Source organism: Thiobacillus thiophilus (assembly GCF_055378705.1).
Genome location: NZ_AP042404.1, coordinates 922348 through 939507 on the forward strand (window position 1 = coordinate 922348; position 17160 = coordinate 939507).

The 17160-nt window shown below is 62.1% G+C and carries 13 protein-coding genes; 1 reads left to right on the forward strand and 12 read right to left on the reverse strand.

Annotation, left to right across the window (positions count from 1 at the left end; translation table 11 throughout):
* Positions 1 to 310 precede the first annotated feature (310 nt).
* The 3 genes from ACZ41T_RS04455 to ACZ41T_RS04465 all read right to left on the reverse strand — a co-directional run bounded on the left by ACZ41T_RS04455 (position 311) and on the right by ACZ41T_RS04465 (position 2529).
* The gene (locus tag ACZ41T_RS04455; RefSeq protein WP_464923269.1) at positions 311 to 781 is read right to left on the reverse strand and encodes an N-acetyltransferase family protein; all 471 of its coding nucleotides are present in this window, start codon (positions 779 to 781) and stop codon (positions 311 to 313) included.
* 222 nt (positions 782 to 1003) lie between these two features.
* A complete protein-coding gene (locus ACZ41T_RS04460; protein ID WP_464923270.1) occupies positions 1004 to 2113 on the reverse strand; it encodes a mechanosensitive ion channel family protein in 1110 nt (369 codons plus the stop codon).
* The gene (locus ACZ41T_RS04465) at positions 2110 to 2529 is read right to left on the reverse strand and encodes an NAD-binding protein (RefSeq protein WP_464923271.1); all 420 of its coding nucleotides are present in this window, start codon (positions 2527 to 2529) and stop codon (positions 2110 to 2112) included. Before ACZ41T_RS04465 ends, ACZ41T_RS04460 begins: the two co-directional genes overlap by 4 nt.
* Before the next feature lie 134 nt (positions 2530 to 2663).
* Between ACZ41T_RS04465 and ACZ41T_RS04470 the strand changes: the two genes are divergently transcribed.
* A complete protein-coding gene (locus tag ACZ41T_RS04470; protein ID WP_464923272.1) occupies positions 2664 to 2924 on the forward strand; it encodes a hypothetical protein in 261 nt (86 codons plus the stop codon).
* Here ACZ41T_RS04470 and ACZ41T_RS04475 read toward each other — a convergent pair.
* From ACZ41T_RS04475 to ACZ41T_RS04515, 9 genes are all read right to left on the reverse strand, one after another.
* The gene (locus ACZ41T_RS04475; RefSeq protein WP_464923273.1) at positions 2882 to 4237 is read right to left on the reverse strand and encodes a dihydrolipoyl dehydrogenase family protein; all 1356 of its coding nucleotides are present in this window, start codon (positions 4235 to 4237) and stop codon (positions 2882 to 2884) included. The genes ACZ41T_RS04470 and ACZ41T_RS04475 overlap by 43 nt on opposite strands.
* 132 nt (positions 4238 to 4369) lie before the next feature.
* Positions 4370 to 7054 carry an MGH1-like glycoside hydrolase domain-containing protein gene (locus ACZ41T_RS04480; RefSeq protein WP_464923274.1) on the reverse strand — a complete coding sequence of 895 codons (2685 nt, stop codon included), beginning with the start codon at positions 7052 to 7054 and terminating at the stop codon, positions 4370 to 4372.
* Between the two features lie 436 nt (positions 7055 to 7490).
* Complete coding sequence (locus tag ACZ41T_RS04485; RefSeq protein WP_464923275.1) at positions 7491 to 7733, reverse strand: hypothetical protein; 243 nt, start codon at positions 7731 to 7733, stop codon at positions 7491 to 7493.
* A gap of 1 nt (position 7734) precedes the next feature.
* The gene (locus tag ACZ41T_RS04490; protein WP_464923276.1) at positions 7735 to 10056 is read right to left on the reverse strand and encodes a heavy metal translocating P-type ATPase; all 2322 of its coding nucleotides are present in this window, start codon (positions 10054 to 10056) and stop codon (positions 7735 to 7737) included.
* A gap of 289 nt (positions 10057 to 10345) precedes the next feature.
* The gene (locus ACZ41T_RS04495; protein ID WP_464923277.1) at positions 10346 to 10729 is read right to left on the reverse strand and encodes a hypothetical protein; all 384 of its coding nucleotides are present in this window, start codon (positions 10727 to 10729) and stop codon (positions 10346 to 10348) included.
* 66 nt (positions 10730 to 10795) lie between these two features.
* Positions 10796 to 13972 (reverse strand): efflux RND transporter permease subunit, encoded by a 3177-nt coding sequence (locus ACZ41T_RS04500; protein ID WP_464923278.1) that lies wholly within the window; start codon positions 13970 to 13972, stop codon positions 10796 to 10798.
* A 14-nt stretch (positions 13973 to 13986) separates the two neighbouring features.
* Positions 13987 to 14328: a P-II family nitrogen regulator gene (locus tag ACZ41T_RS04505; protein WP_464923279.1), complete on the reverse strand. Its 342-nt coding sequence runs from the start codon at positions 14326 to 14328 to the stop codon at positions 13987 to 13989.
* Positions 14329 to 14337: 9 nt separating this feature from the next.
* On the reverse strand, positions 14338 to 15867 hold the full coding sequence (locus tag ACZ41T_RS04510) for an efflux RND transporter periplasmic adaptor subunit (RefSeq protein WP_464923280.1): 1530 nt from the start codon (positions 15865 to 15867) through the stop codon (positions 14338 to 14340).
* A gap of 8 nt (positions 15868 to 15875) precedes the next feature.
* A complete protein-coding gene (locus tag ACZ41T_RS04515; protein ID WP_464923281.1) occupies positions 15876 to 17156 on the reverse strand; it encodes a TolC family protein in 1281 nt (426 codons plus the stop codon).
* Between the last annotated feature and the right edge of the window lie 4 nt (positions 17157 to 17160).

Here is a 17160-nt window from a genome sequence, read left to right on the forward strand (position 1 = left end):
ACAAGACCTGCCCCGAACATTTGCCGTTGGTCTGTAGCGTGGATCAGTAACAAAATGGTGCTGACCCTGAGGTTCCCTGTTCTGGGTGCCCTGGGGCAGGCGTTGTACGCCCGGCAATCTGAGCGCGATGGGGCCTTGATCCATCATTCCGACCGCGGCTCGCTGGACGGATTCCACGGCGACAACGACCATGTTTCTTTCTCATTTCACCCCCTTCAAATTGTGGGGTGTTGCGACGACCGGTTGAATCCGCCCAGTATGTCTCGATCCGCTACAGCACTCGCCAGTCAGGCCAAAACAGCAGCATGACTTAAACCAAATGGCCTCCACGAAAGTCGGGGCGGTTCAATCTCCCTGATCGAAGCTCATAAAATTGGCTCTTAGATAACCCAAGTTTTTCATAGAATCTTGCCGCTACAGTTCCCTCACGAACGATCAGCGCGACATGTGAATTTGTTCCTTTCTTCTCCACCAACTGTCTTACAAGATCGCCAGCGATCCCCCTGCGACGATAGTAGATGGTGACAAATAGCTCCTGAAGAAAGAGCATGGAGCCGGTTTGCCACGGATAGCTGTAACCAAACACTGCCCCGACAATCTCATTATCACCCTCTACTGCGACCAGAGCCCCTTGAGGATCAATGTGAAAAAATGATTCTAGATATGCCGTAGCCCGCTCCTCAGACCAATTCTCGCAATAAGGCGGCTCCGCATAAATTTGGCGGAGAAACGCTCCGCACGGCGGCAAATCTTTTTTAGTACATTGGCGGATAGTAATCATCGTATGAAGTACTCCCATAAAAAGCACGTTGGTTAATCCAGATTACTCCCCCGCTGACGGGGAACGCGTGAAATTGTTGGTAACTGCTCCTGACCACCTTCGATTTGCGATGTTGTGCTACTTCCAACCTTATGCCATGAGGGTCTTCGGGTCAGGCACCATTGATTCTGTTATGGCGCCGTCGGCTTGGCGACTCGAGGCGCCAAGCCGACGGCGGAGTCATCACCCGCTGGGCGCGGTCTGGACGACGGGGGTGCCATCCGGTGCGAAGGCGTGCAGCATGCGTGTGGGAATCGCGAAGCCGATGCCGAGTTCGTCAAACACCGCCATGATGTTCAGGTTGATGCTCTGCTGCACATCCATGTACAACGTGTAGTCCGGACTCAGTACGTAATAGACGAACTCGAAATCGAAGCCGTATTCGCCGAAGCCCTTGAGATGCCCGCGATCCAGGCTTGCCTGCTTCTCGTCAGCGATGACCTGCTGCACGCGCTCGACAAGGGTCTGCACCTTTTCGCGTGGCGTGTCGTACGGAATCCGGAATCCGAACACAATCCGTCGCTGCTGCATACGGCTGTAATTGTGCACAAGGTTTTTCAGTAAATCGGCGTTGGACACAGCCAGTTCCTCGCCGGAGAGCGACTGGATTCGCGTGGACTTGATGCCGACCTTGGTGACCGTACCGAGGTCGCTACCGAAGGCGATGAATTCACCGACCTCGAACGGCTTGTCCAACCCGATGCTGATCGACGCAAACAGGTCGCTGAGCACATTCTGTAGGGCCAGTGCCACTGCTACGCCGCCCACACCGAGGCTGGCGACGAACGCGGTGATATTGACCCCCCCTCCGGCCAGCAGCGCCAACACCAGGGTGACCCACACGACAAATTGCGCGGCCCATACAAGTACCCCCAACATCACCGGGTTGGCGGGGCGCGTCTTGTCGTGGTCGGCTGACTGGCGCAGCGATGACACCAGCAGCGTGCTGACCCAGAAGGCGATCTGGATGCCCACCAGCACCCACGTCGCGAGATGCAGTGCCGGCTGGGCGCCTTTGATGTCCGTTGCAGTCTTGCCGAGAAACAAGAACTCGAGTGCCACCGCAATGGAGATCAGCAGCAAGAGCCAGCCCCGGGTGGCCTTGACGACCTTGGCAGCAACTATGATGCCGCGGCGTCCCGTACGTTTGGCGAGGTTGCCGAGACGCGCGCCGAGGATTGCCGCCGCGCTGTGCGCAACGATGTAGCCCAACAGTGCGCCACCTGAGGCGATCACCCACGAAAGCATGGAATTGCCAAGCCATTCGGTGTGGGTCAGCCATTGTTCAATCATGGAATCGTTGCCTCCGGTAGTTGACGTATGCGCCGGTTCAGGCTGTCGGTTTGGATGCCCGCCAATTCGCGGACTGCCAACACTGTGAACGCGTTTTCGGAATCGTCGTCGAGCATCGTCAGCACCGCTCGTGCCTTGTCTGCGCGGGCCTGGCGCAGCACGTCACGGTCGCCAGGTTCGCCGATCACCACATCCACGTCATCGGAGGGCCCGGTTTCGGACTCCTGCCGCAGCAGACAGGTTACGGGATGTCCCCGGTACGCCAGCCCGTGCCAGGTGTTGAGTGCCAGTGTTGTATTGCCGATGGCGACGAAATGGTTTTCGCGATTCATACGGATGCCCTTGCGAGTGACGATGCGTTGGAAACTACGGGTGACCAGCGATGCGATCACCGCAGCCAGTGAGGCGGCGAACACCGCGACGCCGAGTACGACGATGAGACCGCGAACCGTTTCGCTTCGGTGGTTTGTGGTGTGATATCGCCGTACCGCACAGTGCCCCGGTGACCATCGCGTAGTATAGCGCCGTGGCCTGATCGGTGATCTTCGGCTTGAAATCTGCACCCAGAGAAAACGCACCGAAGATCGCGTACACCACCCGCATCACCATCGCGGCCGCTGTCTTGAAGAGCGCACTGCCGAATCACATCACGCTGTTCGATCTGGCGGTTGATCCGCCGGCGCGGTGGGATGAGCAGCGGGAGCGGGCCGGCAGTTCAGACGTCTGTCCAACCTGGTTTTATTGGGGAGGCCAAGCCGAAAGCATTCGTCAGGGCAGCATGGATTCAATATCCGAGGCGGCGGTGGGGTAGGCAAAGGTGGCGTGGCGGATGGCCTCGTCGGTCAGGCCGCTGCGCATGGCAAAGCCGAACAGGTTGATCACCTCGGCCGCATCGGGGCCAACCAGGTGGGCACCGAGAATGCGGCCACTGTCTTCCTCCACCAGCACCTTGTAACCGTAGCAAGTCTCGTTGACCCGGCATGCGGTAAACCAGCCGGGCACGCTTTCGTACTTGACCTTGAAGCGCAGGCCTTGCGCTTTCGCCTCGGCTTCCAGCAGACCCACCCGTGCGATCGGTGGCAAGCTGAAGACTGCACTGGGTATGCCGGTGTAATCGACGGTTGCCCGTTTATTTCCGAGCAGGTTATCGACCACGGCATGAGCCTCCAGCGCTGCAACCGGGGTTAACGGCAGTGGGCCACCGGCGGCGTCGCCAGCCGCATATACAGCAGGATTGGACGTACTGCGGAAAGTCTCGTCGAGCTTCAGCCGCCCGTTTTCGTGCGCGATGCCAGCCGCATCCAGGTCCAGGGCTTGCAGCGCGGGTTTGCGCCCGCCGCTGTGGATCACCAGATCGGTTTTGATGACAACGGGGCCCTCAGCGCCATCTGCTTCGACTTCGAAGCCATCACTCACCTTGCGCACGCCTTTCACCTCGTGACCCAGGCGTACGTCCACGCCGAGCATGCGAGTGCGCTCGACCAGCAAGGCAACCAGATCCGGATCAAAACCGGTCAGTGGCTTTTTTCCACGGTTGAGAATCGTGACTTCGGCCCCAGCGCGTGCCGCGATGTGTGCGAACTCGAAGCCGATATAGCCGCCACCGACCAGCACAATACGGCGCGGCAGCGATTCCAGATTCAGGAAGTCTTCGCTCAAAGCGAGGTGCTCGGCGCCCTCGATCGGCAGCCTGATCGGCTCGGCGCCGGCGGCGATGACAATCTGCCGTGCCTTGAGCGTCTTGCCGTCCACGACGACCGTGTCGGGCCCGTTGAAACGGGCGCGACCGTGATACGCGTCGATTCCCTGCCGGGCATACGCCTGCTCGCGTTTGCCCGGCACCGGGTCGGTGAACGAACGCTTGTGGCGCTGCAGCGCCGCCCAGTCAATGCGCACACTACCTTGCACGGTGCCGATGGCGCCCATGCGCTCGAAGCCGTCGATCACTTCGGTGGCCGCGATCAGCATCTTTTTCGCGTCGCAGCCGCGCAGCGCGCAGGTGCCGCCGAACGGTCGGTGGTCGATGATCGCCACCGACCATCCCGCTTTGCGACAACCGAATGCGGTCACACTGGCCGCCGTTCCTGTGCCGATCACGATCAGATCATAAGTTTTGTCTTCCATCTCTGTCTCCTTCACGTGCAGGCGATGGTCGATAACGCCAGCCCGTGTCTGTATTGTCGCCGGGTGATGAAGCTAGCCGTCATCGCCCGTGACGACTGGCCCTGGAAGAACCCCCACGACGTCGATAGCCGTCTACCCAGAGCGCGATTGGCGCGGTTGCAGCAACTTCGCCACCAGGCCTGTCCATCCCGTCTGGTGCGAGGCGCCCATGCCGCGTCCGCTGTCGCCGTGAAAATATTCGTGGAACAAGATGTGGTCGCGGAAGAGGGGGTCTCTGCGTAGTTTGTCTGCGCCTCCATATACCGGGCGGTCACCTTGCTCATCCCGGCGAAAGATTGCGGTGAGCCGACGCGTCAACTCCTCGGCGACTTGATCGAGACGAAGCGTGCGACCGGAGCCCGTCGGGCATTCCACCTTCAGCTCCTCGCCGTAAAAATCGGCGAAACGGTAAAGGGCATTCAACAGCAGGTAATTGACCGGAAACCAGACAGGCCCGCGCCAGTTGGAGTTGCCGCCGAACAGGCCGGACGTCGACTCCGCCGGCTCATAACTCACGCGCACGGGCTGGCCGTCAAGAGAGAATTCATAGGGCTGATCCAGGTGGGCACGGGAGAGGGAACGCACACCGTAGTCGGACAGGAATTCGCTTTCATCCAGCATGCGTTGCAACACACGCCGCATGCGATGTGGGCGCAGCAGCGACAGCAGGCGGCGGTTGCCGCGACCGGGTTCCAGCCAATGGGATACCAGGGCGGCCAGCTCCGGGCGGTATTTCATGAACCATTCGAGCCGGCGCTTGAAGTCGGGCAGGCGCTCCAGCATTTCCGGCTCGATGATTTCGACCGCGAACAGTGGGATCAGACCGACCATGGAGCGCACCCGCAGGGGCTGCATGCGCCCATCCGGGAAACGCAGCACGTCGTAGAAGAACTGGTCTTCCTCGTCCCACAGGCCGATGCCCTGGTCGCCGATGTTGTTCATGGCCTTGGCGATGTAGAGAAAGTGCTCGAAGAATTTGGTCGCGATGTCCTCGTAGACAGGGTTGGTTTGAGCAAGCTCAAGCGCGATGCGCATCAGGTTCAGGCAGTACATGGCCATCCAGCTCGTGCCGTCGGCCTGGTCGACGTGGCCGCCGCCCGGCAGCGGCGAACTGCGATCGAACAGGCCGATGTTGTCGAGGCCGAGGAAACCACCCTGGAAAACGTTGAGCCCGCCGGGGTCCTTGCGGTTCACCCACCAGGTGAAGTTGAACAGCAGCTTGTGCAGGATGCGCTCCAGGAACGCGGTGTCGCCCTTGCCGCCGTTTGCGTCGCGCTCGGTCTTGTATACCTCCCACGCAGCCCAGGCATGAACCGGCGGGCTCACATCGCCAAATGCCCACTCGTAGGCGGGAATCTGACCGTTGGGATGCATGTACCACTCGCGCGTCATCAGGACGAGCTGGTCCTTGGCGAACGCGGGATCGACCATGGCCAGGGGGATGCAGTGGAAGGCCAGGTCCCACGCCGCGTACCAGGGGTATTCCCACTTGTCCGGCATGGAAATCACATCGGCATTGTTGAGGTGCCGCCAGTCGCGGTTTCGTCCCTGTCTGCGTTCTGAAGGCGGCGCTGGCAGGCCTGGGTCGCCATCCAGCCAGGGCGACACGTCAAAGTAATAGAACTGCTTGCTCCAGATCAGGCCGGCGAGGGCCTGGCGCTGGATCATGCGCGCGTCGGCATCGTCGATACCGGCCTGCAATTCGTCGTAGTAGGCGTCGGCCTCGGCCTGGCGCTGCGCCAGTATCTCGGTGAAATCCGCGAACGGTTGCTCCAACGCGGTTCTTGCCAGGCGCAGGCGAACGGTCACGCTGCCAGCGGCCGGCACCTCGAACACGAAGTTCCCGGCAGCCTTGGTGCCGGTGTGCGCCGGGTTGACGGCATCGTGCCGACCGTCGACCACGTAATCGTGGAATGCGTCCTTGTAGTAACCCTCATCCGGGATGCCATACAGGCGCGGTGCGTTGGTTTCGTTGTCGCAGAACAGCAGCTCGGGGGCACCATCCAGAGAGCAGTAATAGGTTCCCAGCTTGGCATGGCGTGCCTCGATACCGCCCGCGTCGCCGATCGACAACTCCGGTTTGGCTTCCGGCTCACCCCACGACCAGTCGTTGCGGAACCAGAGCTGCGGCAGAATATGCAAGGGTGCGGCGTGCGTTCCCCGGTTGTGGGCGGTGACCTGCATCAGGATGTCGTGAGGGCCGGCCTTGGCGTATTCGACAAAAACGTCGAAATAGCGGTCCTCATCGAAAACGCCGCTGTCGATCAGCTCGAATTCCGGCATCTCCCGACTGCGGCGTTGGTTCTCCTCCAGCAGCTGCGCATAGGGAAAGGCGCGCTGGGGATATTTGTAGAGCATCCGCAGATAGGAGTGTGTGGGGGTGGCGTCGAGGTAGTAATACAGCTCCTTCACGTCCTCGCCGTGGTTCGCCTCAGTGTTGGTCAGGCCGAACAGGCGTTCCTTGAGAAAGGGATCCTGCCCATTCCACAGCACCAGGGCCAAACACAGGTGCTGGTACTTGTCGCAGATGCCGCCAATGCCGTCTTCGCCCCAGCGATACGCGCGACTGCGCGCCTCGTCGTGGCTGAAATAATTCCAGGCGTCACCGTCTGCGCTGTAATCCTCGCGCACGGTGCCCCATTGGCGTTCGCTGAGATACGGCCCCCAGCGACGCCACTCCGGGCTGTCGTGGGATTGCGCCACGCTGCGTGCCTGTTCCACGCCCGCTGCGGAATGACTGCGCGATGAACGCTGCGTATTGTGCTGCGAGGCTGCCATCTGATCCATCCTCCGACTGCCAACGACGATGCAGAGCGAGCCTGTGTGGCGGGATTTCTGCGAAGCTTCGAGTTTGAGAATAGCACGCAGGTTACGTGAACGCGGGTCGGCGGAGAACCTCCAGAATTGCTGCCGGAGAAGGAAAGGTTACCCGGTTTGAAGCGGGGAGAAAAAAACCAGGCAGAGACCCTATTGGCGGTGTTTGGCGCCACTATCGGCTGATTTTAGTGTTTAGCGGCTCCTACCGACCCTAAGCTGCCTGTCGGGCTAACCGCCGGATTTGTCCGGTCCTCGGCCGAAGCGGTCATTTGCCCAGCACTGCAAATACGTCTGCAATTGGCTGCACACCGGCCATTGGCTAGAAGAGCTGCTGAACGGCCGCTTGTATGGTTGAGGTGGTGTTATCGGAATATCCGTTGATGCCACCGAAAGCGGCCTATTCAAAATCCCACTCCAGACCTGTCGACGATAACCTAAGCTGACTTTCACGGATTTCGTAGACGGGGAGCGCAATGCCCATGGTGATGATGGCCAGGCCGAGGCCGCTGCCCAGATAGAGCAGGCCTGCGAGCAGCAGCGGCGACAACTCGCCGACCAGCAGCTTGACCAGCGGCGTGCTGGCGCCGAACAGCGCGGCAGCGGCGAAGGCAGACCAGATGGCCCCACGTGCATTGCTCATTTCATCCACGATAGGCCAGCAAACGCAAAGCGTTCACCACCACCACTACGGTCGAGCCCTCATGGATGAGTACTGCCACCCCGATCCCCGCCCAGCCGAACAGGGTGGCGGGAACCAGCAAGGCCACCACGCCCAGGGACACCCACAGATTCTGCCGAATAATGCGCTTCGATGCGCGGCTCAAGGCCACGGCGAACGGCAGTCTGGAAAGGTCGTCGCCCATCAGCGCGACATCGGCGGCTTCCAGCGCCACGTCGGTGCCGGCGCCGCCCATGGCGATGCCGACAGTGGCGCGTGCCATGGCCGGCGCATCGTTGACGCCATCGCCGACCATCGCCACCTGGCCGTAGCGCTGCGCGAGTTCCTCCATGGCCTTGACCTTGTCTTCTGGCAACAGACCCGCTTTCACTTCGTCGAGACCCACCGCGTCGGCGATGGCGCGGCCCACGCGCTCGTTGTCGCCGGTAAGCATGATGGTCTTGCGGATGCCGGTCTGATGCAGACGTTCCAGCACCTGCTTCACGCCCTCGCGCGGCGTGTCGGCCAGGGCCACCACGCCCAGAAACTGTTCGTCCATCCGGATCAGCATGATGGTTTTGCCTTCCGTCTGCAGGCGCTCTGCGTGCTGCTGGACCACTTCGGGGATGGCTTCGCCGTCAAACAGCCTGACGTTACCAATGGCTATTTTTTGCCCGCCAAATTCAGCACGCACGCCTTTTCCGGTCACGGCTTCGACCTCCCCGGCTTCATCCCAACTTAAACCGCGCCCCTTCGCCTCCGTCACCACCGCCTGCGCCAGGGGATGGGCGCTGCGGCTTTCCACGGCGGCGGCCACGCTCAGCAGACGCGCTTCGTCGCCGCTGATGGCGATGACGTCGGTCACCTTGGGCTTGCCGATGGTCAGGGTGCCGGTCTTGTCGAAGGCGATGGCGGTGAGCACGCCCAGACTTTCCAGATGCGCGCCGCCCTTGATCAGCACGCCGCCGCGCGCGGCGCGTGCGATGCCGGACAGCACCGCTGAAGGCGTGGCGATGGCGAGTGCGCAGGGGGAGGCCGCCACCAGCACGGCCATCGCGCGGTAAAAGGATTCCGCAAAAGGAAAGCCGAACAGTGGCGGCAGCACGATGAGCAGTACGGCGCCCACCAGCACGACGGGTACGAAGATGCGCTCGAAGCGGTCGGTGAAGCGCTGGGTGGGCGATTTTTGCGTCTGCGCCTCGGCCACCATCGTAACCATGCGCGCCAGCGTGCTTTCCTGCGCCAGCTTGGTGACCTCGATCGTCAGCATGCCTTCGCCGTTGACCGTGCCGGCGAACACCTTGTCGCCCGGCTGCTTGTCCACCGGCATGGATTCGCCGGTGATGGGCGCCTGGTCCACCGCCGAGATGCCTGATGCCACCTGGCCGTCGGCGGGGATGCGCTGGCCGGGTTTGACCACCACCCGGTCGCCGCGCTGCAAGGCTTCGACCCGCACCTCGATCTCGGCACCATCGCGCTGCACGATGGCGGTCCTGGGCGCCAGTTCCGCCAGCGCCTCGATCGCCTTGCGCGCCCGGTCCATCGCCATGTGTTCCAGCGCATGACCGAGGCTGAACAGGAATAGCAGCAGCGCGCCTTCTTCCCAGGCGCCTAGCGCTGCGGCCCCGGCCGCTGCGACGATCATCAGGATGTCGATGTCGAAGCTGCGGCTCTTCACACTCTGCCAGGCGTCGCGCAGGGTATAGAAACCGCCCGCCGCATAGGCACCCAGCAGCAGGCCGAGCGAGAGGGCGCGCGGCGCGTCGGCGAGGCCGGTCAGCCAGCCGGCCAGCAACAGCAAGCCCGACACGCCGCTGAAAATAAGCTCGCGATGCTCGGCGAACCATCCGGCCTCATGGCCTTCCTCAAGCACGGCATAGCCGAGCGCCTGGATGCGCTTGATGATTGCAGGACGCCCGATTTTCTCGCTGTCGAATTCCAGGCGCAGGCGTTCCGCGGCGTAACTCACGGAGGCTTCCAGCACGCCATCCATGCGTTGCAGGGCATGTTCGATCACCGTGGCGCAGGTGAGGCAATCCATGCCGTCGATGCGCAGGCTCTCGTGACGAAACCGGTCTCCGATCTTCGCGCCGGCCGCCTGCGCCAGTTCGCGCACCCGGCTCACGCTAAATTGCTGCGGATCGTAGTGCAGGCACAGGCGGGCGCTGCCGTCCTCGCGCACCAGGTGCACTTTTTCCAGGCCTTCGGCCTGCAGCAGTTCCGTCAGCCGCCCTACGCAAGCGTCGCGCTCGTCGGGGATTTCCGGCAGGACCAGGGATAAGTCCAGTTCAAGTTTTTCAGCCATGCTGCTACTCCTTATAGAAACCATCGATTTCGACGCGGGGTTGCCGCTATGCGGCCAAGGGCAGCCACTGGTCAGGAATTTACGCCGAACGGCTGCTTCCAACTTCGGTGAATGCGTGTTCCCGACCCGTTTCTGCCGTTGGTGGCTGCGAAGAGTTGAGATTCGCTTGTGACACATTGAGACTAATGCTGAGGACGAATGTGGGGCAGCAGGTCGACCATTACGGCCAGTCAGAACAGCCAACAAGATAAACAGGCCGGACACCGCCCTAACAGTCTATTTTTTCCAATCAATCACCCGCCTTTAATCTGAACTGGTGCCCGTCCTGGGTTTGGCAAGTGCCTTTGACATCGGCAAGGTGACTGACCCATTCGCAAACCAGGCGCTCGCCATCGGCTGATTCAAGCGTAGCCTTGCTGCCTTTGCTGGTATGCCTCCTATGGAGTCCCAGGGTGTCGTTTCTGTATATGCCATGGCATGCATCCGTCGTGCACGGATTTCTCACCCACTCCCCTTCATATCGTTTTCCATCCAGCATTACCTCCATCCTATGCGTAGCCCCCCAGGCCGACAGGGTTCCCACGGCCCGGGTGGTATCAGCAGCGTCCTTGAGCGCTACGTTAGAGGCGCAGCCGGTCAGCGCCAGCAGGAACAGCATTGTCATTTGTTTCATTTTTCTCTCCTTGCGATGTTGATTGATTAGACGAGACGTCCCGGCCTGTCGGCCGGGGCGTTCCGGTCAGGCGGGTTGTGCTTGCAGTCTGCTGTTATCAACAGGATTTGCCTCGATCTCTTCCTCTTTCCTGTGCGCCAGTCGATACAGGAGCGGCAGAACCAGCAGCGTCAGTGCGGTAGAAGACAGGATGCCGCCGATGACGACGGTAGCAAGCGGGCGCTGCACTTCGGCGCCGGTGCCGGTGGCGATGGCCATTGGGATGAAGCCCAGCGAGGCGACCAGCGCGGTCATCAGCACCGGACGCAAGCGGGTCAGTGCGCCATCGACAATCGCCGCGTCGAGCCGTTTTCCGTCTTCGCGCAGGCTGCGGATGTAGGCGATCATCACCAGGCCGTTCAGCACGGCCACGCCCGACAGCGCAATGAAGCCGACCCCTGCCGAGATCGACAGTGGAATGTCGCGCAGCCACAGCGCGAGGATGCCACCGGTAAGTGCGAACGGCACGCCGGTAAATACCAGCAGCCCGTCCTTGACGTTGCCGAACATGGCGAACAGCAGCATGAACACCAGCAGCAGCGCGACCGGGACGACGATTTGCAGGCGCTTGGCGGCCGATTGCAGTTGCTCGAAGGTGCCGCCCCAGGTTGTCCAGTAGCCGGCGGGAACCGGCGCGTCGGTCTGGATTCTCTGCGTGGCTTCGCTGACGAACGAGCCGATGTCGCGCCCGCGGACGTTGGCGGTGACGACCACCCGACGCTTGCCGTCTTCGCGGCTGATCTGGTTGGGGCCGGGGGCAACGTTGATGTTCGCCACCTCGCCCAGCCGCACGAAGTTGGCTTGCGCATTGTCCGCTGTGGATGGCAGGGGGATCGGCAACTGCTGCATCGCCGCCAAATCGTTGCGCAGGCGCTCGGGCAGACGGACGATGATGTCGAAGCGCCGATCGCCCTCGAACAGCATGCCAGCTTCGCGCCCGCCGAGCGCGATCGATACTGCATCCTGTACGTCGCCGACATTGATGCCGAGGCGGGCGGTTTTTTCGCGGTCGATCTGGATCGTCAGCATCGGCAGCCCGGTGGTCTGCTCGACCTTGACGTCGGCTGCGCCCGGCACGCTTTCGAGCACGCGGGATATCGCTTCGGCTCTGGCGTTCATGGTGTCCATGTCGTCGCCGAACACCTTGACCGCCACGTCGCTCCTCACGCCCGACAGCAGTTCATTGAAGCGCATCTGGATCGGCTGGGTGTACTCGTAGTTGTTGCCGGGCACCCTGGCGGTCGCCTCCCGCATCGCCTGCACCAGGTCGGCCTTGCTGCGCGTGGGATCTGGCCACTCCGACTGCGGTTTGAGCATGATGAAGTTATCCGCGACGTTGGGTGGCATCGGGTCGGTGGCAATTTCCGCCGTGCCAAGCTTGGCGAAAATCCGCTCGACTTCGGGAAACTGCATGATCGTACGTTCGAGTTCGGTCTGCATCTCGACTGCCTGCGACAGACTGGTGCCGGGGATGCGCAAGGCGTGCAGCGCGATGTCGCCCTCGTTGAGGCTGGGCACGAATTCGCTGCCCATGCGCGTGAGCAGCAGTGCCGACAACACCACCGCGACGCCCGCGAAACTCAGCACCAGCGGCGCGTTCTTCAGCGAAAAATCGAGCATTGGCGCATAGCCTCGCCGCGCCCAGCCCATCAGGCGGTTTTCCTTTTCGCTGACTTGTTTGCCGATCAGCAGCGCGGCGGCGGCCGGGATGAACGTCACCGACAGGATCATCGCGCCGAGCAGGGCCGCGACCACGGTGAACGCCATTGGGTGGAACATCTTGCCCTCGACGCCGGTGAGCGCGAAGATCGGCAGGTAGACGACCATGATGATGAGCTGGCCGAACAGCAGCGGCCGCCGCGCTTCGCGCGACGCCAGGAACACTTCGTGAAAGCGCTCGTTGCGGGTCAGGGTTCGCCCCGCCGCAGCTTGTGCGTGTGCCAGTCGGCGCACGCAGTTCTCGACGATTACCACCGCGCCGTCGATGATGATGCCGAAGTCGAGTGCGCCCAGGCTCATCAGGTTGGCGCTGACCTTGTTGCTGACCATGCCGGTAAACGTGAACAGCATCGCCAGCGGGATGACCATGGCGGTAATGATAGCGGCGCGGATGTTGCCCAGGAACAGGAACAGCACCGCGATTACCAGCAGCGCGCCTTCGAGCAGGTTTTTCTTGACCGTGTCGATCGCCTTATCGACCAGGATGGTACGGTCGTACACCGTCTGCGCGACCACCCCGGCAGGCAGGGTGCGGTTGACTTCTTCCAGCCGCTTGGCCACCGCCTGCGATACGGTGCGGCTGTTTTCTCCGACCAGCATGAACACCGTGCCAAGCACGACTTCGCGCCCGTTCTCGGTCGCGGCGCCGGTGCGTAGCTCCTTGCCCATGCCGACTTCGGCCACGTCGCCGATGCGAATCGGAACGCCTTCCCGGCTGCTGACGATGATGTTGCCGATGTCGGTCAGATTGGCGACCTGGCCAGGCGCGCGGATCAGGTATTGCTCACCGCTTTTTTCGATGTAGCCTGCGCCGGTGTTGCCGTTGTTGCGCTCGATGGCGGTAACCAGATCATGCAGTGTCAGGCCGTAGGCCATCAACTTGTCGGGCAGCGGCGCAACCTGAAACGTCTTGGCATAGCCGCCGATGCTGTTGATCTCGGTCACCCCCGGCACGTTGCGCAATTGCGGCTTGATGATCCAGTCCTGGATCTCGCGCAGGTCGGTCGGCGTATAGGCGCTGCCGTCGGCTTTTTTCGCACCCGGTTTGGCCTCGACCGTCCACATGAAAATCTCGCCCAGGCCGGTCGAAATCGGCCCCATTTCCGGGGCGAGTCCGGCGGGCAATTGCGCGCGCGCCTGGCCGATGCGTTCATTGACGAGTTGCCGCGCAAAGTAGATGTCGGTGCCTTCCTCAAAAATAACCGTCACTTGCGACAGGCCATAACGCGACAGCGAGCGCGTCTGTTCCAGGCCGGGCAGCCCGGCCATGACGATTTCGATCGGAAAGGTAATGCGCTGCTCGGATTCGAGCGGGGAATAACCGGGGGCGGCGGTGTTGATCTGTACCTGCACGTTGGTGATATCAGGCACGGCATCGATCGGCAGCTGCTGGTAGTTGTACACGCCGAGCGCCGCCATGCCCAGCGTCATCAGCAGAACCAGCCAGCGCTGGTCGATGGCGAAACGGATGATTTTTTCAAACATGATGAAGGTTTTTCCTAAAGCGCCGCGTCGCCGCGTTCGCCGGAGCGAATGCGCAGCACGTCTGCAAGTTCAGAAACAGCAATCAAACCGTCGCCGGGATTGCCCGTGATGGCCGCTGCGCGGATGGCTTCTACCATCATCTGCGCGTGTTCATCCGCGCAAAACATCAGTAGCACTAGCCGCTCGTGGGCGTCCGGGTTCCACTCGGTGGGTACAAAGGCGTGGTGCGGCCCCTGTCCACGGGAATGGCCGCGTGCCGGAAAGTAGGTAAAGCCGGACAAATGAGCGAGGCCATGCAGCGCCTCTTCAATGCTGTCCAGACGATGCGGCTGCACGATAGCGATGATCTGTTTCATTGGGGTCTCCTAGTGGTCGTGGCTCGCGCCGGATTTTTCCAGATCGGCCTTGATCAGAAAGCTGTTCGTCGCGGCATACACTTCGCTCGCATTCAGCCCGCTAACGACCTCGATGAACTTGCCGTCGCTGCGCCCGAGTTCCAGCGGGCGCGCTTCCAGCTCGTTGCCGTAGCGTCCGAACACCACCGTCCGGTCGCGTAGGCTCTGAATGGCTTCGGCGGCCACCGCGACCGGCACCTCGACCGAGCCGGTGACCAGCTGCACTTTGACCTGCAAACCTGGACGCCAGACCCCGTCCGGGTTAGGCAACACTACCCGCGCAGTGGCCGCGCGCGTCGCTTCGCCGACCAGCGCGCCGACATAGGAAATCGTGCCGCTGCCCTGCGCTGCAAACGCGGTGGCCTGGATGTCCGCCTTCTGGCCGGTTTTGACTGCACCGAGGTCCTTGGCCGCGACCGTCATGTCCACCCACACCGTGGACAAGTCGGCGATGACGAAAATTTTCGCGTCACCCTGCACGGCTTCGCCCAGCGAGAGATGTTTTTCGACCACCACGCCGTCGATCGGCGCGCGGATTTCGTAGCGCGTCAGCGCGCTACCCGGTTGTCCCGCGCCACCCAGCGACGCCAGTTTCTGACGCGCGTTCTGCACGGCGATTTCAGCTTCCTGCATGGCATGCTTCGCTTCCAGGTAATCCTGCTCGGCGGAGATTTTTTCCGCCCACAACTGCTTCTCACGTTCAAACGTCGTGCGCGTCAGCGCGAGGCGTTTTTGCGCCGCTAGCAGTTCGCTGCGCTGGTCGGCCAGCGCCTGGCTGGAAATCACCGCCAGCAATTGACCTTTTTTCACCCGGTCGCCGGCATTGGCCGGCGAAGCTACCACCACCCCGGTCAGCAAAGGCACCACATGCACCATGCGGTCTTCGTTCAGGCGAATCTCGCCGATCAGTTGCAGCACGGCATTGATCCGTGCCGGGCCCGCAGTCAGCAGGTTCACGCCGTTTTGTTTGAGCTGCGCATCGCTCAGGCTCACCCGCGCTTCAATCTGGTCGTAGCCGAAGCGGTACGCCTTGCCGCCAGATTGCGCGGCGATCTCCACCTTGAACGAATGCGGCTCGACCACTTCGGCGTCGCCCCTGAGGTAATCGCCTACCTTGGCAAACTGGATGGCTTGCGGTTCGCGCCCGAGGCGATGCAGCGTAATGGCAACCTGGCTTGACGACGGATCGACAGGCTTGCCGTCGCGGTAGAGGTAGACGCGAAATTCCGGCGGCACGCCCTGTTCGAAAATGGTCACCTCCAGCCCGTAGCCGTTATCGTTGAACAGCTTGCCGCCGTGTGGCCCCTTGGCCGGCCCGGCTTCTGCCGCGTGCGGTTCTTCGTCGGCGTGACCCGGCGCTTCGGCATGACTGTCTTGCCCTTGCTCGTCGCCTGCGGGCTGAGGCTTGCCCGTGCCGAGAATCAGTCCGGCCAGCACGACGCCGATCCCCAGGACGGCGGCAATGGATAGAGTCTGTTTCTTGTTCAGATTGAGTTTCATGTGGGCTCCTACTGCTGAGTGGCGGCTGGCGCCTGGGTCGATGCCACGCCGAGAATGCGCTCGATTTCGGCGGCGGATCGATGCGCCTCGGCCAGCGCGCGTAGATATTGGGATTTGGCCTGGAATGAAGTGCGCTGGGCGTCCAGCACTTCGAGGAAACTGAATTTGCCCAGTTCGAAGCCCTTGGTTGCGGCGTCGTAGGCGCTCTGTGCTCCCGGCAAAATGTCCCGCTGCAGCAACGCCACCTCCTGACGTGCCGTATTCAGGCGTTCATGCGCAGCAGCCAGTTCATTGGATAGACGGGTTCCGGCGGCGGCCAGTTCGTCGCGCGCCTTGTCGGTCCTGTGTAGCGCTTCAAGCAGGTTGCCCTGATTTCGATTGAAAACCGGAATCGGAATCGAAACGCCGAGGATTGCCTGATCGCGCCCCAACTCTTCGTTGCGCTTGGCGCCAAGGCTGACGGTCAAGTCCGGGATGCGCCGGCTTCGCTCGACCTCCGCCAGCGCTTGCCGGCGCTCGACCTCGATCCTGGCCCTCAGCAAATTAGGCGAGGTGGCGAGGCGCATGTTCAGGTCGGCTAGGGCGGGGAGCGGTGGCAGGGATTCGGGGTCGCCTTCGGCGTACTCGAAACGCGGTGACGAATTGCCCCAAGTGGCAGCCAGTCGGCGGCGTGCGGTCGTGACCTCGCTTGCTGCCTGCGCCTGTTCAACGCGCACGGCGGCCTCGGCCACGCTCGCCCTGGTCTCTTCGACCGGGGACACCTTGCCAGCTGTGACTCGCCGCGAGGCGGCACCGGTCGCGCGTTGCGCAAGTTCGACCGACGCCTGGGCAAGCCGCAGACGTTCCTGCGCAACCAGCACGTCAAAGAATGCCGCCGTCCCCGCCGCACGAATCTCGGCACGTTTGGCATCCAACTCCAGGGAGGCAGCATCGCGGCCGCGCTCAGCAGCTTCGATCCTGGCGCCACGCTTGCCGCCCAGTTCGATCGGTTGATTCAACTGCAGGGTCGTGGTCCGCGTCTCCCGGCGCGTGTCCTCGATCAAGGCCGAAAGTTCCGGATTGGGCCGGGCTTGTGCCTGGGTGATGGTGGCGTCGAGCGCCTCCAACTCACGGCCCGCCGCTGACAAATCAGGGTTGGCGCCAAGCGCCAGTTCAAGTGCCGCATTCAGGGTAAGCGGGGCAACCGATTCGCTGGCACGCGGCGAACTTGGTCCCGGGCCGGTGAGCGGGGTTTGTGCCCACGCCACCAATGGCAGCGCGAGCAGGAATACAGATAACGAGAGTCGCATGGTT